This is a genomic window from Sulfobacillus sp. TH-112 (assembly GCF_057473405.1).
This window is the reverse complement of the sequence record NZ_JBYCKN010000022.1, coordinates 1-18,391: the sequence shown is the minus strand read 5'-3', so window position 1 is coordinate 18,391 and position 18,391 is coordinate 1. Positions and strand designations below refer to the sequence as shown.

Here is an 18,391-nt window from a genome sequence, read left to right as displayed (position 1 = left end):
TTTTATCTGGGGAATTACGAAATCCAGTGCCCCATGTGTTCTTTTTTGGTTTTCAAGTACTGGTTATTCTCCGGGCGCCGGGCGACTTCAATCGGTACTCGCTCGACAATGGTGAGGCCAAATCCCTCAAGCGCATAATATTTGTCGGGATTATTCGTCAATAGACGGATTTCGTGGATACCTAAATCGGCCAGAATTTGTGCCCCGACGCCATAGTCTCGCATATCGGGAGGAAACCCTAGAGCGAGATTGGCCTCTACGGTATTGAGGCCCGTTTCTTGGAGCGCATACGCTTTGATTTTATTGGCCAGACCGATACCTCGGCCTTCTTGTCTCATATAGAGTAGAACGCCCCGGCCCGCTTCCGCGATTTGACGCAAGGCCTGGTCTAGTTGTTCACCGCAATCGCATCGTAACGACCCCAAGACGTCGCCGGTGAGGCATTCCGAATGCACGCGTGTGAGGACCGGTGCATCCGATCGGATATCCCCCATCGTGAGAGCCAAGTGGGTCGCATTGTTTAGCTTTTCAGTATAGGCAATCGCCCGAAAGGTGCCATACCGTGTCGGTAATGTCGTCTCAGCTTCTCGTGTATAGAGCACCTCTTCAGCCCGGCGAAACCGGATGAGGTCTTGAATAGTAATAATGGGAATGTGATGGGTCTCGTGAAATTCGACCAATTGCGGCAAGCGTGCCATGGTGCCGTCAGGATTCATGATCTCGCAGATGACAGCGAGGGGTTCCAAGCCTGCCAATACCGCGAGGTCAATGCTGGCTTCGGTATGGCCGGGACGCCGCAGAACTCCTCCGGGCTGAGCGCGTAGCGGGAACATATGTCCCGGTCGCACCAGGTCCTCAGGGGTCGATTGCGGATTCAGCAGCACTTTTACCGTTTGGGCGCGATCGTGAGCGGAAATTCCGGTAGTGGTGTCTCGGCGTGCATCGACGGATACGGTAAAGGCGGTCTTCATTGAGTCTTCAGCGACGGCGACCATCGGTGGCAAATTCAATCGATCCAACCAATCGGGCATCATGGGAACACAAATTAGGCCCCGTCCGTACTGCGCCATAAAGTTAATGACATCCGGCGTGGCATGACGTGCGGCGATGACCAAGTCGCCCTCGTTTTCTCGTGATTCATCGTCCACCACAATCACCAGGCGGCCTTGTTGGATGGCCAAAATTGCTTCGGGGACGGTGTTTAAGGCTAAATTATGCATGATGGATACCTCCTTTGGCCAAGAGATAGGGGCGGGTGAGGTGCTCGACATACTTTCCCAGCACGTCAAATTCCATATTGATCTTGTGTCCCACGTGCCAGAACTGAAGAATAGTGTGAGTAAAGGTATGCGGAATGAGGGTGACCTGGAGATTTCCCACCTGGCGATGCACAACGGTGAGGCTTACCCCGTCGAGCGTAATCGATCCTTGGGGGAGCACCCAGGGATCGTAGTCCTCAGCATACGTGACGGTGACCTGATGGGTGTCGCCGTCTTCCACCACGCTTTCCACCGTACCGCGGGTATCCACGTGTCCGAGGACCCAGTGGCCTCCAAGGCGGGTGGTCGGAGTGACCGACCGCTCAAGATTCACCGCCATTTCAGGTTTAAGGTCACTTAAGGTGGTGATCTGAAGCGTGGTGGGACTCACTTGAGCACTAAAGGTGTCCGACGTTCGCTCGACCACCGTCAGGCAGGTACCGTTCACCGCAATTGATTCACCAAGGCTGATATCGCGGCAAAAGGGTGCCGCAATGGTGGTCCAAAGGCTCACCCCGTCAGGTTCAAGATGACAGTCGGTGACTGTGCCAATCGTTTCAATGAGACCCGTAAACATGGTAACCTTCTTTCTCGATGTGTTCTGCATCGGAGCTATGCGCGTCTCGGGCGTCTTGACCCTGATATCGTGCTTCAATGATAACGTCTGGGCCGCGCCGGGCTACGCGATGGATAGTGAGGTGATGGGCATGAGGCAGTGAGAATCCGTTGCCTCCGACGGGAGAAGGGGCGCCTTGACCGCCCAAAATGAGGGGCGCTACATAGCCCACCCACTCGTCCACCACGTGTTGTTCGAGAAAGCTGGCATGCACAGACGGGCCACCTTCCACCAGAAGGGAGAGAATGTGGCGCTCAAAGAGATGAGCGAGCATTTCTTTGAGGTCAAGATGACCCGATGGGGTGCGATGCACGCGGATGACTTCTCCACCGGCACTAAAAATCTCCCGCTCCCACGCAATAGAGGAATCGGGTGACGTAAAGATGAGCGTAGGCGACTCGGTCGGATCGTCGAAAATGAGGGCATCGGCCGCAATCCGTCCCCGGCCATCGAGAACAATGCGGACCGGATTGGTCCCCTTTTTAGACCCGCGATAGGTGAGACGGGGATTATCTGCGATGACCGTATTCGATCCGACTAAAATGGCATCATGTGTGCGTCGCAGTTCATGGGCATGATGGAGAGCCGACGTGGACGTCAAGTATTTTGATTCGCCCTCTACGCTTGCGATCTTGCCATCCAAGGTCATGGCCGCTTTGAGGGTGACCAGGGGACGATGAAAACGACTCCAGGTGTTGAAAGCCCGATTGAGTTCGTCCGCCTCGGCTTTGCCATCGCCGACGGTCACTTCGATCCCCGCTTGCATAAGCTTTTCTATGCCGCCGCCTTTAACGTGAGGATTGGGATCGCGGGTGGCGATGACCACCTTGGTGATGCCGCTTTGAATGATGGCATCCGTGCAGGCGGGAGTGCGTCCTTGGTGGTTGCATGGCTCCAAAGTGACATAAAGGATATTCCCCCGTGCCTGGTCGCCCGCTTTACGCAGCGCGACCACTTCGGCATGGGGTCCCCCGGCCTTCTTATGGTAGCCTTCTCCCACAATATCCCCGGTGGCATTCACAATCACCGCTCCCACCATGGGATTCGGCGAGGTCGTGCCTAGGCCCCGTCGTGCTAATGATAATGCTCGATGCATATGCGCACTTGTCATTGTTTTAACTCCCCACAACAAAAATCCCCCATTCGGGGGATGGAAAATAGAGACAGTTACCCTATTGTGGGCTGTCTACCTTCTCCCATCCAGACTGTACTGTCGGCGCCGGAATCACACCGGTCTCCTGCCTTGCGGCTCGCGGGCTACTCGTTTCCGAGATTACCGCCGGTCGGGAATTGGTCTCGTAAGACCTCACCACGCCCCGAAGGTATATATTGTCACGTCTATCACTATACTATGTTGATTTTATCAAAAGGTCAATGAGAGTCATGGGTAAATCGCGGAGGAGCGAGAGTGGCGCCCAAAGACAAACCGTCTTATGTTTTGTGGAATTGACAGTCGGCCATGGGATTGTACCCATGGTTCCGAGCCGAGCTAGCCGAGTGCACGGGTCATAAGGACATGAGTTTTTTCTTCTTCCCATTTTTCCAATAGGCGGCCTCTCTCAAAGCCCATTTTTCGGTATAGTCCAATAGCCCTGAGATTGTCATAGGCGGTGTCGATGGCGACATGACTCAGTCCCAATGCGGTAATTTCTGCGAAGAGGTGCTGTATCACAGCGGTGCCGATTCCCTGGTTCCAATAGGATCGATCTCCGATGAGCAGATCAAATCCGCCCCAGCCGATGGTTGACGGCAACTGGTACGCTGTGACTTCCTGATCCGTCAAAGGATAGAATTGCGCATACCCGACCGGAATTCGTTCGTCAAGAATAATACGCGGACGTACCCGGGAATTGGGCTGGGTTCTCGGACCGAATTTGGCTCGAATTTGCACGATGCTAGGCTCCTCGCGATAAAATTCACGCACATGGGGATTTTGAAACCAGACGGCAAGTCGGTCCCAATCCTGTGCTTCCTCACCCAGCATTCGCAGTTGAACCCTAGGCGCCGGATCCGACTGCCGTTCACGTGTCATCGCGACCTGTCTCCTTCACCAATGAATTGTACTGTTCGCTAACCATTGCACCATCTTTCAGAGTTGGTGTCTTACGCTTAGGTTTTCTCTCGTTGCCCCACATTGTTGCCATGCCCTAATATCGCCAATGGGGTTGCACTCGGAGAGGACAAGAGGTGTGCCGGCGAGGGGAAACATTTCTTTCATAATCATGCTCGTGTGGTCACACAGTGTCTTGGCTTAGCCGCATGCAAAAATCTTCACTCCCTGGACCTCTCGAGCCCTTAAAGTGGTTCTTGACGAATGTTTGTCCTACAACGATTCGACGTGGTCCAGTGACAAGAGCAGTGCCGAAAGCACATCGCCTGCCTGATAGGGGCCGGAGTGTTCTGGAACAATCATGAGTGCGTCGACGTCCAGCCACGAAGTTTGAATCGCCGAGCCTTGGTTGTCGTGAGGGTGCAAAAAGAGCTCGCCCTGACGGATCCCTAGTTTGGTGCGGACGTAATGCCGTCGATCCTCAATTTGAGTAAAAGCCTGGGCCAGAGGGAGGGATAGTTGAGGGCGCATTAACGTGGGGCTTCCCAACATAAGACGGATGGCTGGACGGACAAATAGTTCAAATGTGATTAGGGCCGATACTGGATTTCCAGGAAGGCCGAGGATGGGTTTATCCAGTACATAGCCAAATGCCAGTGGTTTTCCTGGTTTGACATTGACTCTCCAGAGATGCAGTGTCCCTAACTCTTCGATCACCGGTTTCACAAAGTCATAGTCTCCTACCGAGACGCCTCCCGAACTAATTAAGAGGTCGCACTCCATCGCCGCTTGACGAAATAAGTGGCGAATGGCTTCGGGATTATCTGGTGCTGTGGGATAGAGAACCGGATCGCCACCCGCCTCTGTAATGGCGGCAGATAGCGCATGGCTATTAGAATTGCGAATGGTGCCTTCCTCTAAAGGCTGATCGATGTCGCGTAGCTCATCTCCGGTGGCTAAGATGCCAATCCGCGGCCTTTTGATGACGGCAGGGTGATGAACCCCTAAGGTGGCCAGCATGCCCACTACCGGGGAAGTAATGAGCGTGTGGGGAGCGAGAACAGCGTCGCCTACGACCATGTCTTCGCCTTGATAGCGAAGATGCGCGCCCGATGTGACCGATTGTGTTAGCCGGACAGATTGATGATCGTCGGTGGTTTCTGTCCATTCGATCGGGATAACGGCATTGGACCACGACGGCACTTTAGCACCTGTCATGATTTTGACACATTGCCCTCGGGTCGCCTGAGGCATATCCTGCTGCCCGGCGCGAATCGTACCGATTATGGCGAGCGTGATAGGATGGGCTGTGGTGGCTCCCAGGGTGTCCTCGGCGTACACGGCATAGCCATCCATCGAGGTGTTGGTGAACGGCGGTATGGGGTCCATGGCGCGGACCTCTTCAGCCAGTCGTTCTCCTAACGCCTGCGCCAGTGGGACACGATGAGCCTCTTTGCGGCACGTAATGGCCGATAAGATAAGATGTTGAGCTTCTTCGACCGAGATAAGCATGGTGAGCCTCCCTAACCTCTTCATGGTAAGCGCGATGCGATATAACTCCTATTCTAGCAAATAATGCGGTCACCTCCGAAAGCGAAATGGCGATGTCGCGACTTTTGGACAACGACGAAAATCTGGGCATTTTGTGGTAGCATAAGGCTAATTTCTCAAGGGAGGCGCGTCGGTGTCGCGACTTTTGGCGATTGATATTGGCAATACACACATTAAATTAGGTCTTTTCAGTCACGGTCATTGGGTCGAAGAATGGCGCTTGGCCACCGACTTGCGCCGCACTCCGGACGAGTACCGCCTATTTTTGAGAGGGCTCTTAGCGGAGTCGCATGTTGATCATGTTGACCGTGCCATTGTGGCTTCGGTGGTTCCCTTGTTGACGCCGTTTTTCTTAGGGGTGGTGCAAAGCGTGAGTCTCGCCCAGCCGGAAGAAGTGATTCCACCAGGCTATGGATTGGCCATTGATTATCCTCCTGAAAGTCTCGGCCCTGATCGGTTTATTGAAGCTTTAGCGGCATGGAACATGACGAGGCGTTCCGTCATCGTGGTTGATGTGGGGACGACCGCAACGGTAGACGTGGTCGTAGATGGCGTCTTCATGGGGGGAGCGATTGCACCGGGACCTCACTTTTTAGCCCAAGCGCTAGGCGAGGGGACAGCAAGACTGCCCCACATTATGCCGGTGATTGAACCTTGGGGAATCGGAAAGAATACCCAAGATGCGATTAAAGCCGGTGTGGGTCAAGGATTTGTCGCCATGGTAGAAGGACTGATCTCTAAGACCCGTCATGTCGTTGGGCAAGATGCACCGGTCATCATGACCGGCGGCTGGTCGCAGAGAATCGCTCCGTATTTGAGTATACCAGTCCAATTGGAGCCGCGATTGACACTGGAAGGGCTGCGCTATGCGGACGAATGGCTCATGCATCACGATCGACCGTCCCACCGATCGCGTCCCGTCAAGACGCACTAGAGAAGCCGTTGCTGTTTTTTCGAGATGGAGGCTGCCGATGGAATTTCGTGAGATGAGTCAGGCCGAGGCGATACGGGACGTGCATGACATAGCTTTTCGGGTGCGAGGCGGACTTTCGCCAATTGTCGAATGGTCGCTGAACGGATCGTACGACCTGTTTTTTGAGCATTATGTGCTTATGTATCGCGATCCTGCGGTCGCGGTGACGGGATCCATTCCTCATGGCGCCATGAAGCGGATGATTGGGCGGATGCCGATTATCTTGGCCAAGGCACATGGGAGCGGGCGCTTAGCCTTGGGCCGCGGAGTGCCGGGAGAAGTGGTGGGAGTCAGCCTTCAACCCGGGATGATGCTGGAGGTGCGCGAGCATCAATTTTTAGCGGCGACGAGTACTCTAGCCTATGGATTCAACCGCGTGAGAGGGATGGCCAATTGGCTTTTTGGCGGCAACGGATTTTTTGTGGACACCTTTAAGAGCGGTCGTGAACCAGGGGTGGTGTGGGTGCACGCGCATGGCAACCTGGTCGAGGTAGAGCTTCAGGCGGGTGAGGCGTTAGATGTGGAACCCAGTCGCTGGTGTTATAAGGATCCCACGGTCAAAATGACGACCGTGCCGATTAACATTTCGGCGAAATTGTTTGCATCGACAGCGTTCATGTTGAATCGATTTACCGGTCCGGGACGACTAGGGCTGCAGTCGATGTCACTGTATTTGGATACGGAATCTACCTAGTGTCTCAACGCGCATTGAGGGAGGTGCGGTGGTGAATCGATGGGCTCAAGCAAAACATGTCCTAGCAGAGATGGCAGTCGCTCACGTCAAGCCAGGGATGACGATTGGTATTGGATCCGGCAGCACCGTGGACGCCTTCATAGACGCGCTTTCTCCTTATGCGGGACAGATTCAATGTGTGGCGGCGTCTACGGAAAGTGCACAGCGTCTGCATCAAGTGGGTGTCGCTCTGGTACCGTGGGATGCGGTTGATACGTTAGACTTTTCGGTTGATGGCGCTGATGCGGTAAATGCTGAGCACGACCTGATTAAGGGGGGCGGGCGCGCTTTAGTCCGGGAGAGGCTAGTTATGGTGCAGTCTCGGGAAGCATGGATTTTGGTAGATGCGTCAAAGCCAACGACGGTCTTTCACAACGTGACCGTTCCGATTGCTATATTACCGTACGCATGGGGGCAGACCAGAGAGCGTATCAAGAGGATGAGCCCATGGGTTCAGCTTCGCCAGGAAAACGGGGATCCGGTCGTGACGGACGACGGATTATATATTGTAGATGCGCGATTTGATACGCTAGATAATCCGGGAGCGGTCCATCGTTCTCTGAAACTGGTGGAGGGGGTTGTCGATACGGGATTATTTGTGGGCTATCCAACCGTGGTATGGGTGAGCGATGGGGTGACGGTGAGCCAATGGACATAGATTTCTTCGTGGCCGTACGGTGCCGCGAGAGCTATGTTACCATATTAATGGAAGACCCTACATAACTAATGGCATGCAATGACGACCATTCTCGAGAGGAGTAGATGCAAAGTGGCAGTAACATTTCGGCAATTAGTCGGCAAGGCACGTGAACATGTGACGGGGTTAAGTGTGGCAGAGGCGCGGGAGAAGTTAGCGCAAAAACCGCAAACATTAGTGATTGATGTGCAAGACGCAGAAGATCTGGGTGCCTGTGGATTAATTCCAGGAGGCATCAATATTTCCCTCGGCATGTTGCCTATTCGCGCCGATCATGAGTTGCCTGAACACCTGCGAGAAGCTGAACTGAAGGACTATGATCGGCCCGTGCTGGTCACTTGTGGAGCCGGAGGTCAAGCTGCCTTGGGCGCATACTTACTGCATGAAATGGGTTATCGTGATGTGGCGTTTATCGATGGTGGGACGAAAGCGTGGAAGGACGCCGGGTTTGCTGTTGAGTAAAAGGGCATAAGTCATGGCATCGCGGCAGCGAAGTTTTTCTGCCGCGATGTGCTGATGAACAGTGGAAACAAGAACGATGCTTGAGTGAGTTCAAGAGGAAGTCACGTTGTGGGTGCACGGGAGTGCCGAATGACGGGGGCTTTTTGGTGTTCCCGGATCCTTCTGACATCGGCTCGCAATCGTCACTGAAGCCATGATACTAAAGCATGGCGCGTGACATCACGTGATCAATGAATGATTCAAGAGGAGGATGGATCGATGAGTGAAAAGTGGGTGCACCTAGAGACGCTGTCGTCGGGGGTGGTGGGAATTCGGATTGCACGCGAGGGCGCGCTAAATGCCTTGAATACAGGAGTTCTGGACCAATTGGAAGAGATAGTGGAACAATGCGAAGATAGCCCTGAGATTCGAGTGGCGATTATTACGGGATCTGGAGATCGGGCTTTTGTTGCCGGGGCAGACATTGCGGCGATTAGCCAAATACCTGACGCCATGGCCGCAGAGCTGTTTGCTACTCGAGGTCAGCACGTGTTTGAGCGGCTGGCGCAGAGCCGCATTTTCTTTATTGCTGCGATTAATGGATATGCTCTGGGTGGGGGATTGGAGTTGGCCATGGCTCTGGATTTGCGCATTGCTTCCGACAAAGCTCACCTCGGCCAGCCGGAGATTAATTTGGGGATTATCCCTGGATTTGGTGGAACCCAACGATTGTCCCGACTGGTAGGCCCTGGACGGGCCTTGTGGATGGTGGCTTCCGGTGAACCGGTGACGGCAGAGGAGGCACAACGAATAGGGTTGGTGGATTATGTCGTACCGCATGAGCGGTTAATGGAAGATTGTCTGGCCCGGGCTGGTGTGCTGGCCAGCAAAGCGCCCTTGGCTCTTCACGCCGCTAAGCGATTAATTCGTGAGAGCCGTGATTGGCCCCTTGAAGAGGGGCTTTTGGAAGAAGCCAAGGCATTTTCGCATCTGGCCGTCTCCGAAGATGGTCGCGAAGGGACCCAGGCGTTTTTGAATAAGCGTCAGCCAACCTTTCGAGGAGAATAATCTAGATGAATTTTCTCGCATACCCTATCCCGAGGAGGAATGAGGATGCCGGGAGAACGGACATCGAAGAGCCATCTTGAGCAGAAAATATGGAAGCATTTGCAGCGTCGCTATCCGCTGACGCGATGGTGGTGGGGGGAGGATGGAGGAGGGCTTGAATTATTTCCAGAATGGTCTTCTTCCGCATTCCTTCATGAGGCGGATGAATGGCGACAATTGGCGCAAGAGGGGTTAGATTTCGACGATCAGGAAGTGCTTCATTGGGGTAGGTTTGGGAGGATCGTCGCTAATCGTATTCATGGAGGCAGTTTCCATGATGCGTCCGAACCGCTTCGACAGGCGAATCTGATACTCGCGATGGTTACTATGCTGGATCGCGACGGGGCACTCTTCCCGCGCCGCGAATTGCTCGAAAAATTAAGCGTATGGTTGAGTCAAGTGAAAGACGTTAGTGCCGCGGATGTGTGGCGTCGCGCCCGGACCGACGCGGAAGCCGCACGGTTAGCGCAATCCCTCAATGAGTGGGACACTGGAGAACTTCGTCAGGTCTCCTCGGCCTCACGAGAGGCACTTGAGGGCTACATGGGGCGGGTGCGAGACGTCCGCGATGATGAGGATCGAACCCCGTGGATGGCTAGCGCTCATCCGTCTGTGGACCGATGGAGACAGCGGCGTATAGAGATGCTAAAGGAATCTCCTATTGTTCAGGACCGGATATTGACTGCAGGAGACATTCTTGACTTTCGTAGCGAGGCGCTCGATATTCAGGAAGTGGTCATTCCAGGGCTGGAGACTTGGTGGTTACGCCCTCAGTCGTCGAGCGACCTTGTGATTCATGGGGATAATCGGGACTCAAGTTGGGCCATGGCCATCGTATTAGCGTACTGGCGCAAGCGTTCTTCGTTTGGGCCGTTAACATGGGCGTTGACCCTCCCCCCGATTCTGGAAGGCGGATTAATGGCTGCCGCCTCCTTCATGGGAAGCGTATGGCCCCACTGGCGACCCATACAGGGAAGATTTTTTCCCCGTTGGCTGCAGCGTCGTCGAGCCATGGCCATGGCCGATGCTTGGCTGTGGCTGGAAGATGGAGAGGTGAACGAGGTAACGGCTTGGCTGAGCCGATTTTTGAGTAAGCCGGAGGCTATAGCCCTTATTCCCTGGATGAAATCACATCCGGGTTATTATGTGATGGCAGGACATGTGTATAATGTACTCCATGATATTCCCGACGGAGAGAACTGGCTTTGGAGTATGGGCCCGATGATGCCTGATGCGGTATTTTTACCAGAAGAGGAGTAGCATGAGGTCGTGCAGTCATCGAATGAAGATAGAAGAAATGTGGTACAATGTTTAGGCAAATTTTGAGAGGGGGTCGAGCAAGTGAAGATTGGCGACATTGTGGTGGATCCGCCAATTTTGCTCGCTCCTATGGCGGGAGTATCCAATCGGGCATTTCGGGCGATATCTCGCAGTCAAGGCGCCTCTCTCTGTACAACGGAAATGGTGAATGCCAACGCTTTATCCCATAAGAGTGAAAAGAGCTATTGGCTGATGGAGCTCGATCCTGATGAAACCCCAGTAGGCATTCAAATTGCTGGCAGTGATCCCGATTCGATGGCTAGCGCGGCGATTGAGGCCTTTCGGCACGGTGCTGACTTGATTGACATCAATATGGGATGTCCCGTAGCAAAAGTAGTGAAAAATGGGGACGGGTCCGCCTTGCTCAATGATGAGGTGATGGCTGTTCGTGTAGTGGAAGCGGTTGTTCAAGCCGTCAAGATCCCGGTGACTGTGAAAATGCGGGCGGGCTGGGATCACGATTCCATCACCGCACCGAGACTGGCGGAGCGCTTTCAAGAAGTGGGTGCGAAGGCGATCGCCTTACATGCGCGTACGCGTTCGGACCAGTATGTGCGACCCGCTCAGTGGGAGTTTATACGTGAGGTTCGTGAACGACTGAGCATCCCCTTGATTGGCAATGGCGATGTCAACAGCCCCGAAGACGCGTTGCGCATGTTAGAGACCACTGGTGCCGACGCGGTCATGGTGGGACGGGCGTCATTTGGGGATCCGTGGATTTTTCGTCGTATCACCTATTATCTTGAACACGGGCAACATCTCGAACCACCCACGGCGGAAGACCGCGCTGCCATGGCGCGGTGGCATTTGGAGCGCATGGTCGATATTAAGGGAGAGAAGGTGGCCATACCGGAAATGCGCAAGCAGCTGGCCTGGTATCTCAAGGGAACAGCGGATTCGGCTGATTATCGGAAACGAGCTCAAGCATTGACCACCAAATTGGACGCGCTGGCGCTGGTCGATGAGTGGGTCCACCATGCACGCAATGAGGAATTAACATGGAATTAATTCGTATTGGCGAAAAGTTGATTAGTGTTCAGAAAATACATAATATGGTCGAAGAGATTTTACAGGCTCGAGCCCGGGGATTATCGCAAGCGGAGGTGTCTCATGAGTTTGGCCTCGATCGCGCCTTAGTCTCACGCCTCGAGTCGTTAGGGGAGGTGCGACGGGGACGGTCTATTGCCGTGATCGGCTTCCCGATTGCTAACGGCGACGAGATTTCGAAACGCACTGAAGAGCTCGGGGTAGACTTTGTGTGGTTGATGACCGATTGGGAGCGGCGGGACTTTGCCGAGTCGCGTAGTGGCATTGAGTTAGTCGATGAAATCTTTCGTTTGGCCAAAAAAATACGATTGTATGACACGGTGATTTTGATGGCGTCCAATGCCCGGGTGCGGCTTTTAGCGGCCCTTCTCGATGTTCACTCGGTCGTTCCGGTCATTTTGGGGGACACGCCATTAAATCGAGATGTGGTGGTCGATGTGGGTATGTTAGAATCCATCATTAAGAAAGTCCAACTGCACGAAGCAGGAGAACGTGATGTGATGTCGAATCATGATTCCATTTAGTACCAGAGATTGTGGCGTCCTGTGTATCCATAGGATGTACAGCGATGATATCAGGTATTTATAGAGAGAGGGATTCTTATGGCAGACAAAGAGCTATTAGTATCACCAGAGGGATTAAAGAAATTAGAGAATGAACTCGAACAACTAACGACCGTGAAGCGCCGGGAAGTCGCAGAACGTATCAAGACCGCACGGGAGTTTGGGGATATTTCCGAGAATTCGGAGTACGAAGACGCGAAAAATGAGCAAGCGTTTATTGAAGGGCGTATTCAATCACTCGAGCAAATGTTGCGCCAAGCGCGGGTGGTAGATGAAAAAGGGCAAGACCCGAACGTGGTGCATATTGGGTCGCATGTCACCGTACGCGATTTGGAAGAAGACGTCGAAGAAGAATATATCCTTGTTGGTGCCACCGAAGCGGATCCGATCAAAAACCGCATATCCAACGAGTCACCTGTGGGCAAAGCGCTCATGGGAACCACGGTGGGGCAGAAGGTAGAGGTTACCGCGCCGGTGGGGAAGATTCGTCTAGAAGTGGTAAAAATCTCCTAAATTTTTGGCTGGCGGGGTGGGTTGGTGTGTCAGAACAGGAAGGACGCTATAGTCCGCGCGAGGTACGCTTAGAAAAATTGAAGGAATTGCGGCTGCGCGGTATTGAGCCATATCGACCCAGTCGATTTAATGTGTCGGCTCTCAGTCGGGATATCGTAGATGACTATGCGCACTATGAAGGGCAGGAGGTGCGGATTGCGGGGCGAGTAACCGCGATTCGTAAGCATGGGCGCGCGGCCTTCGTGGATGTCACCGATACTAAAGGACGTATTCAGACCCATTGGCAGGAAGATGTGCTGGGAGAACGGGAGTATTCGCTGCTCGACGTATTAGATTTGGGAGACTTTATTGGGGTGAGCGGCGAGGTTTTCAAGACGCGCCGCGAAGAAGTGTCCGTGAAAGCGGCTGAGGTGGAGGTACTCTCTAAGAGCCTACAAGACTTGCCGGACAAGCATCATGGTTTGACGAATGTGGATTTGCGCTATCGACAGCGTTATTTGGATTTAATTTCTCATCCTGAGGTACGCCGGGTATTTGAAGTGCGAGCCGAGACGCTGGCCTACATTCGTCGGTTTTTACAAGAGCGGCGCTATATGGAAGTGGAGACACCGGTTTTGCAACCGATTGCTGGAGGAACCGAAGCACGCCCGTTTTCAACCTATCACAATGCTCTTGGCATGCCACTTTATCTTCGTATTGCCTTAGAACTGCATCTCAAGCGATTAATCGTCGGCGGCATCGATCGGGTGTATGAAATCGGACGAGTGTTTCGTAACGAAGGGATTTCCACCCGCCACAATCCGGAATTTACGATGTTGGAACTCTATGAGGCTTATACCGATTACCAGGGAATCATGGAATTGACCGAGGCGCTACTGCGAGGCTTGATCGCACACGTCATGGGTAGCACCGATTTGACGTATCAAGGTCAGCATCTCGATTTCTCGCGGCCGTTCGCGCAGGTGGATTTAGTGGAGCGGTTTTATGTCAAGACCGGAACCCGCTGGGAGGACGTGCATACGCGGCAAGAGGCACACCAATTAGCGGAAAAACTACACATTACGGTGGATAAGGGGTTTGATCGAGCCCAAGTGATGGACAAGATTGTCGGCTCAGTGGTAGAACCGGACCTTATTCAGCCGACCTTCTTGTGGCATCACCCAGTGGATATATCTCCATTAGCCAAACGTGATCCGCAAAATCCTCATCTCACGGAGCGATTTGAACTGTTTGTGGCGGGAAGAGAATTGGCCAATGCTTTTTCTGAGCTCAACGATCCCCTAGATCAACGTGAACGGTTTCGCATGCAACAATTGGCACGATCTGAAGGCAATGATGAAATGCCTCCCATCGACGAGGATTTTCTGACGGCGCTTGAACACGGTATGCCCCCCACAGGAGGCCTCGGATTAGGCATCGATCGATTGGTGATGCTATTGACCGATAGTGCGTCGATTCGAGACGTTATCCTATTTCCGACCATGCGACCCTTGGCTTCCAGTGACTAGCCAAAACCGTAGGGCTTACCTATAATGACGGTGTACAATTTTGTGCACACGAATGGAGGTCCCGGGTGAAGCGCGTAGTGAGTGTCAGCTTAGGGAGTGCCGTGCGTGATCATTCGGTCACCATGCGACTTCTCGGCGAGGACGTCCAGTTAGAGCGTCGCGGGACCAATGGCGACTTGGAAATCGCCATTGATATGGTCTCCCAATTGGATGGTAGCGTTGATGCGATCGGCTTAGGAGGCATCGATCGCTACTTGGTTGTCGCAGGCCAGTGGTATGAAATTCGTGATGCAGCGCGATTGGCCGCGGCAGCACAAAGGACGCCCGTAGTGGATGGCAGTGGTCTGAAGGATACCTTGGAGCGTCGCATCATTCGTGATTTGGATCGCCAAGGGGTGATTCGTCGCGATCAAGCGGTCCTCATGGTCTCCGCGATGGATCGCTTCGGCATGGCGGAGACCTTTGATGCCTTGGGGTATTCCTTAGTCGCTGGAGATCTGATTTTTTCTAGCCATATCAATTACCCCATACGGTCCGCAGCCGAACTCGCAGAGCTGGCGAAAAAGCTAGTTCCGGAATTAGTAAAGATGCCATTTAACCTTCTATATCCGGTAGGGGATGCCCAACTCGCGTCTGGAGATCCTCAATATCAGCAATATTTCTATGACGCTGAGATTATTGCCGGAGACTTTCACTACATTCGCCGCTACCTTCCTCACGACATTGGCGACAAGCTCATCATTACCAATACGACCACATCGCGGGATATCGAGTTTTTGCAAGAATGCGGTATTCGGCGGTTAGTCACAACGACGCCGGTATTAGATGGCAGAAGTTTTGGAACCAATGTGATGGAAGCGGCATTGGTGGCGGTGTCAGGGTGCACACCGCAGCAAGCGGAATGGGCGCATCTCGTGGAGCGGGCTCCAATGGGTGTCACGGTGCGCGATTTAACATCTTGACGATAGGAGTTTAGTAATGAGGTTGCCGCAAGCGTTAGAAAGTTTTGTGAGTGCGTGTAATAATAATGCGCGGCTGCGCGAGATGAATCGGGATTGGTCCCGAAGACTTCAATTGCAAGCCGACGATAGCGCAGCGTTGTTCTATTTAGTGAGTGAAAATGGGCTTATTTCATATGGGGAAGGCCCACTTCAGGAACCAGACATGGTGATTCGAGCAGCACAATCTATTTTAGAAGCCATATTTTCTGGGGAAATGACGCCAACCGAACCATACAATGCCGGAGACTTATTGGTTCAAGGCCACCAAGACGACATGATGCGTTTAGATATTCTCACGTTGTTAATTTGGGGAGAATAGTCGTATGCAAAATTCGCTCTCTCGGGTTTTACCGTTACGGACGGCCGTCTCGACCAGTGCCGGATTGGCTTCGGCGGCAGTGAATTTTTTGGCTGCCGTGGAAGTGGCAGAGTATGCGGGGGGACAGTCGGCGTGGTTGGCGATTTTGGTGGCCGGTTTTCTCATTGTTTTTGCCGGGGCTAATTTTTCTGAACTGAATGGCCTATTTCCTTCTGCTGCCGCCATTCGTGTCTGGATTCGACGCGGGGTTAGCGACCAGTTCTCGCAAGTAAGCTCACTGGTTTATCTATTGACGGTGGTTTTTGTGATTGCCGCAGACGCCTTCGTTTTAGGGCATACTTTTTCGGCGGCGATTCCCGGGGTGCCTGCTCTGGCGTGGATTGTACTGTTATTAATTGTGGTGACTTGGAGTAATTCCCGCGGCATCAAGGTGGCAGGAACCATTCAAGATGGGAATGCGTTCGTGTTGCTCGGTACCTTAATAGTGTTTTCCTTGTTGGTGATCTTTCGCACGCCTCATCTAGCCACCTTTCACTTTTTTCATCTTGGGTCGAACTGGTTTGAGGCGGTAGCTCTTGGGGTGTTCATTTTTGTAGGATTTGAGTGGGTGACACCGCTCGCAGAAGAATTTCAGGACGCTCGAGCCATTCCGCGCGGGATGTTCATTGCCTTAGGGCTGATTGCTATTGCTTTTGGTTTGTTCTCATTGGCCCTGACGCTATCCTTTCCTCACATGCACGCGTTGAGTCATAGCTTTATCCCACAGCTCTTGGTGGGAATGAGGGCATTAGGACCGTTTGGATTTTGGTGGATGGCTTTGGTGACCTTGACGACGGCCATGACCACCTTTAACGGAGGACTTCTCTCGGCCAGCCGATTTCTCTATGCGTTGGCACGGGAACGTGTACTGCCTGTGTGGTTTTCGCGCTTGAACAAGCATTTGGTGCCACAAAACGCTTTGATTGCTTTGGCGGCGGCTTCTTTGGGATTGGCCGTGATAGTGTATTTTAGCAGTCAATATCTCTTTCTGATTAATGCCGGTGCTGGCGTGGAGTCGCTGATGTATGCGCTCACATCTTGGTTGGTCATGTCATTGCGACGACGCGAGCCCCATCGTGCTCGGCCATTTCACGTCCTAGGGTACCCCGTAATCCCAGCTATCGTCGGTCTCTTATTTTTGGGCCTGGGTATCGAAGCCTTGTTAACCCCGGTGACCCCGAATGGATTCCCTTGGCCATTAGTGTTCTTTGTGGGGGCTTTGGTATTAGCCTTGATTTATGTGCGAAAGATTGTTCCCCGTCTTAAAAGCCGGAAGACGGCATCGATGATTTCGCGCATACCCTAGTGCGGGTGAATGAGTCTAAACTGGCTATATATGGCATATCTTGGATCCGGAGGGATTCAAGGATATGGGTGCGTATCTGAAAGAAGAGGCGCAAAAGCGTTCCCGGTGGACCGTGGGCACGGTGGTTTTAGCCATCACGGTCGCGTTGTTTATTGTCGGCGGGCTGATGGTGCGAGGAATCACTGCCTGGGATCGTGGAATGCTTGCGGGCATGGAACGATCTGTCGGCGTTCATTCAGTATCGGATGTGGCACGCGTCAACCATGGTCAAGCGCCCGTCACAGGACTGCCGCCGGGGATGGTTCTGGGATATTTTGATGATCCCGGCAATGCCGCAAGTGCCGTAGCCATGTTGAAGCACTACTTGCCAGTGTTGACCGGAATTATTCCCTTCTGGTATCAAATCGGCGCCAATGGCAGTATTTCAGGATCGACCAATCCGGCGGTATTAAGTATTGCCGAACAGCACAACCTATGGACGTTCGCTTTAGTCGAAAACATGGCTGGGCAGTCCGTGTTTGGGCCGTTGTTAAACTCTCCGGTGGCGAGTCATCGAGCCATCGACAATATGTTGACGTTGGTTGAGGCAAATGGCTATGACGGGGTGAATTTGGACTGGGAGGGCATTTCTCCCAACGAACGCCAGGCGTTTACCACCTTTGTCAAGGACTTATCGCAGACCTTTCATCGCCATGGCTATTATGTTACGCTCTCTGTCCCTGCTGAAACTAGCAATCAACCCGATAATGGCTGGACGGGTGCCTATAATTATCAAGCATTGGGACAATATGCGGATTTGCTCATGATTATGGCGTATGACGAGCATTATGCGGGAGGAAGTCCTGGTCCAATTGCCGCTCCGAGTTGGGTGAAAGAGGTTCTTAACTATACAATATCGGTTGTACCACCCGCTAAAGTCGTTTTAGGGATCCCTGGTTATGGCTATGATTGGTCGGGAAGTGGACCTGCAGCGGCACTCACTTACGGACAGGCTGAAGCGTTAGCGGCCCAGTACGGAGCGTCTGCGAGCGCCAATCACTTTGTGTACGTGCAAGACGGTGAGCTACATTCGGTATGGTTCGATAATACGTCGGGATTACTGGATAAGATTCAGTTGGTGGGTGATTATGATTTGCGGGGTATCGCGCTATGGCGCTTGGGAATTGAGGATCCAAAAATTTGGGACTTTCTTCAATAGATATTTTTGTTCAATCTCTTGATTTTAAATGGTGGCGATGATAAGATATTAAAGCTGTCGCAAGACAGTGCCGGTCCTTGAAAACTATATCATCATGCCACGCAAGATGAAGTACAAGAACGACCAACGATTGAACAGAGTCATGGAGAG

The 18,391-nt window shown here is 52.9% G+C and carries 19 protein-coding genes and 1 riboswitch; of the genes, 14 read left to right on the top strand and 5 right to left on the bottom strand.

The features are described 5' to 3' along the window. Nucleotides 1–14: 14 nt before the first annotated feature. The 5 genes from ACOJWD_RS01440 to ACOJWD_RS01420 all read right to left on the bottom strand — a co-directional run bounded on the left by ACOJWD_RS01440 (nt 15) and on the right by ACOJWD_RS01420 (nt 5,437). The gene (locus tag ACOJWD_RS01440) at nt 15–1,220 is read right to left on the bottom strand and encodes a bifunctional 3,4-dihydroxy-2-butanone-4-phosphate synthase/GTP cyclohydrolase II (RefSeq protein ID WP_486991443.1); all 1,206 of its coding nucleotides are present in this window, start codon (nt 1,218–1,220) and stop codon (nt 15–17) included. Then, nucleotides 1,213–1,836, bottom strand: a complete 624-nt coding sequence (locus ACOJWD_RS01435; RefSeq protein WP_486991442.1) for a riboflavin synthase — start codon at nt 1,834–1,836, stop codon at nt 1,213–1,215. The genes ACOJWD_RS01440 and ACOJWD_RS01435 overlap by 8 nt, the downstream gene beginning before the upstream one ends. Next, on the bottom strand, nt 1,817–2,986 hold the full coding sequence (gene ribD / locus ACOJWD_RS01430; protein ID WP_486991441.1) for a bifunctional diaminohydroxyphosphoribosylaminopyrimidine deaminase/5-amino-6-(5-phosphoribosylamino)uracil reductase RibD: 1,170 nt from the start codon (nt 2,984–2,986) through the stop codon (nt 1,817–1,819). The genes ACOJWD_RS01435 and ribD overlap by 20 nt, the downstream gene beginning before the upstream one ends. Nucleotides 2,987–3,059: 73 nt before the next feature. Then, a riboswitch (FMN riboswitch) is annotated at nt 3,060–3,203 on the bottom strand. A 161-nt stretch (nt 3,204–3,364) separates the two neighbouring features. Continuing rightward, complete coding sequence (locus ACOJWD_RS01425) at nt 3,365–3,907, bottom strand: GNAT family N-acetyltransferase (RefSeq protein WP_486991440.1); 543 nt, start codon at nt 3,905–3,907, stop codon at nt 3,365–3,367. A 291-nt stretch (nt 3,908–4,198) separates the two neighbouring features. Beyond that, nucleotides 4,199–5,437, bottom strand: coding sequence for a molybdopterin molybdotransferase MoeA (locus tag ACOJWD_RS01420; protein WP_486991439.1), 1,239 nt, complete (start codon nt 5,435–5,437; stop codon nt 4,199–4,201). Nucleotides 5,438–5,609: 172 nt separating this feature from the next. On the opposite strand from ACOJWD_RS01420, the gene ACOJWD_RS01415 reads away from it, so the two are divergent. The 14 genes from ACOJWD_RS01415 (at nt 5,610) to ACOJWD_RS01350 (ending at nt 18,241) form a co-directional block, all read left to right on the top strand. Further along, entirely contained in the window at nt 5,610–6,410 is an 801-nt protein-coding gene (locus tag ACOJWD_RS01415; protein WP_486991438.1) for a type III pantothenate kinase, read from the top strand. 37 nt (nt 6,411–6,447) lie between these two features. Beyond that, entirely contained in the window at nt 6,448–7,143 is a 696-nt protein-coding gene (locus ACOJWD_RS01410; RefSeq protein WP_486991437.1) for an AIM24 family protein, read from the top strand. 31 nt (nt 7,144–7,174) lie between these two features. Next, complete coding sequence (rpiA, locus tag ACOJWD_RS01405; RefSeq protein WP_486991436.1) at nt 7,175–7,840, top strand: ribose-5-phosphate isomerase RpiA; 666 nt, start codon at nt 7,175–7,177, stop codon at nt 7,838–7,840. Between the two features lie 111 nt (nt 7,841–7,951). Continuing rightward, nucleotides 7,952–8,341 (top strand): rhodanese-like domain-containing protein, encoded by a 390-nt coding sequence (locus ACOJWD_RS01400; protein ID WP_486991435.1) that lies wholly within the window; start codon nt 7,952–7,954, stop codon nt 8,339–8,341. A gap of 258 nt (nt 8,342–8,599) precedes the next feature. Continuing rightward, nucleotides 8,600–9,388 (top strand): enoyl-CoA hydratase/isomerase family protein, encoded by a 789-nt coding sequence (locus ACOJWD_RS01395; protein ID WP_486991434.1) that lies wholly within the window; start codon nt 8,600–8,602, stop codon nt 9,386–9,388. Nucleotides 9,389–9,433: 45 nt separating this feature from the next. Next, on the top strand, nt 9,434–10,687 hold the full coding sequence (locus ACOJWD_RS01390; protein ID WP_486991433.1) for a hypothetical protein: 1,254 nt from the start codon (nt 9,434–9,436) through the stop codon (nt 10,685–10,687). An 81-nt stretch (nt 10,688–10,768) separates the two neighbouring features. Then, nucleotides 10,769–11,755, top strand: coding sequence for a tRNA dihydrouridine synthase DusB (gene dusB, locus ACOJWD_RS01385; protein ID WP_486991432.1), 987 nt, complete (start codon nt 10,769–10,771; stop codon nt 11,753–11,755). Continuing rightward, complete coding sequence (locus ACOJWD_RS01380) at nt 11,746–12,318, top strand: transcriptional regulator (RefSeq protein WP_486991431.1); 573 nt, start codon at nt 11,746–11,748, stop codon at nt 12,316–12,318. The genes dusB and ACOJWD_RS01380 overlap by 10 nt, the downstream gene beginning before the upstream one ends. A 78-nt stretch (nt 12,319–12,396) precedes the next feature. Further along, nucleotides 12,397–12,870, top strand: a complete 474-nt coding sequence (gene greA / locus ACOJWD_RS01375; protein ID WP_486991430.1) for a transcription elongation factor GreA — start codon at nt 12,397–12,399, stop codon at nt 12,868–12,870. A gap of 26 nt (nt 12,871–12,896) precedes the next feature. Then, nucleotides 12,897–14,378 (top strand): lysine--tRNA ligase, encoded by a 1,482-nt coding sequence (lysS, locus tag ACOJWD_RS01370; RefSeq protein ID WP_486991429.1) that lies wholly within the window; start codon nt 12,897–12,899, stop codon nt 14,376–14,378. 65 nt (nt 14,379–14,443) lie between these two features. Further along, nucleotides 14,444–15,340, top strand: coding sequence for a quinate 5-dehydrogenase (locus ACOJWD_RS01365; protein WP_486991428.1), 897 nt, complete (start codon nt 14,444–14,446; stop codon nt 15,338–15,340). Nucleotides 15,341–15,356: 16 nt separating this feature from the next. Beyond that, nucleotides 15,357–15,698 carry an SCP2 sterol-binding domain-containing protein gene (locus ACOJWD_RS01360; RefSeq protein WP_486991427.1) on the top strand — a complete coding sequence of 114 codons (342 nt, stop codon included), beginning with the start codon at nt 15,357–15,359 and terminating at the stop codon, nt 15,696–15,698. A 4-nt stretch (nt 15,699–15,702) separates the two neighbouring features. Beyond that, nucleotides 15,703–17,043 carry an APC family permease gene (locus tag ACOJWD_RS01355; RefSeq protein ID WP_486991426.1) on the top strand — a complete coding sequence of 447 codons (1,341 nt, stop codon included), beginning with the start codon at nt 15,703–15,705 and terminating at the stop codon, nt 17,041–17,043. Between the two features lie 64 nt (nt 17,044–17,107). After that, the gene (locus ACOJWD_RS01350) at nt 17,108–18,241 is read left to right on the top strand and encodes a glycosyl hydrolase family 18 protein (protein ID WP_486991425.1); all 1,134 of its coding nucleotides are present in this window, start codon (nt 17,108–17,110) and stop codon (nt 18,239–18,241) included. The last annotated feature ends 150 nt before the right edge of the window (nt 18,242–18,391 follow it).

Coding starts and splice junctions, on each gene's coding strand:
- ACOJWD_RS01440 (WP_486991443.1), bottom strand. CDS start 1,220: ATGCATAATTTAGCCTTAAACACCGTCCCCGAAGCAATTTTGGCCATC.
- ACOJWD_RS01435 (WP_486991442.1), bottom strand. CDS start 1,836: ATGTTTACGGGTCTCATTGAAACGATTGGCACAGTCACCGACTGTCAT.
- ribD (WP_486991441.1), bottom strand. CDS start 2,986: ATGACAAGTGCGCATATGCATCGAGCATTATCATTAGCACGACGGGGC.
- ACOJWD_RS01425 (WP_486991440.1), bottom strand. CDS start 3,907: ATGACACGTGAACGGCAGTCGGATCCGGCGCCTAGGGTTCAACTGCGA.
- ACOJWD_RS01420 (WP_486991439.1), bottom strand. CDS start 5,437: ATGCTTATCTCGGTCGAAGAAGCTCAACATCTTATCTTATCGGCCATT.
- ACOJWD_RS01410 (WP_486991437.1), top strand. CDS start 6,448: ATGGAATTTCGTGAGATGAGTCAGGCCGAGGCGATACGGGACGTGCAT.
- ACOJWD_RS01395 (WP_486991434.1), top strand. CDS start 8,600: ATGAGTGAAAAGTGGGTGCACCTAGAGACGCTGTCGTCGGGGGTGGTG.
- ACOJWD_RS01390 (WP_486991433.1), top strand. CDS start 9,434: ATGCCGGGAGAACGGACATCGAAGAGCCATCTTGAGCAGAAAATATGG.
- ACOJWD_RS01380 (WP_486991431.1), top strand. CDS start 11,746: ATGGAATTAATTCGTATTGGCGAAAAGTTGATTAGTGTTCAGAAAATA.
- greA (WP_486991430.1), top strand. CDS start 12,397: ATGGCAGACAAAGAGCTATTAGTATCACCAGAGGGATTAAAGAAATTA.
- ACOJWD_RS01360 (WP_486991427.1), top strand. CDS start 15,357: ATGAGGTTGCCGCAAGCGTTAGAAAGTTTTGTGAGTGCGTGTAATAAT.
- ACOJWD_RS01355 (WP_486991426.1), top strand. CDS start 15,703: ATGCAAAATTCGCTCTCTCGGGTTTTACCGTTACGGACGGCCGTCTCG.
- ACOJWD_RS01350 (WP_486991425.1), top strand. CDS start 17,108: ATGGGTGCGTATCTGAAAGAAGAGGCGCAAAAGCGTTCCCGGTGGACC.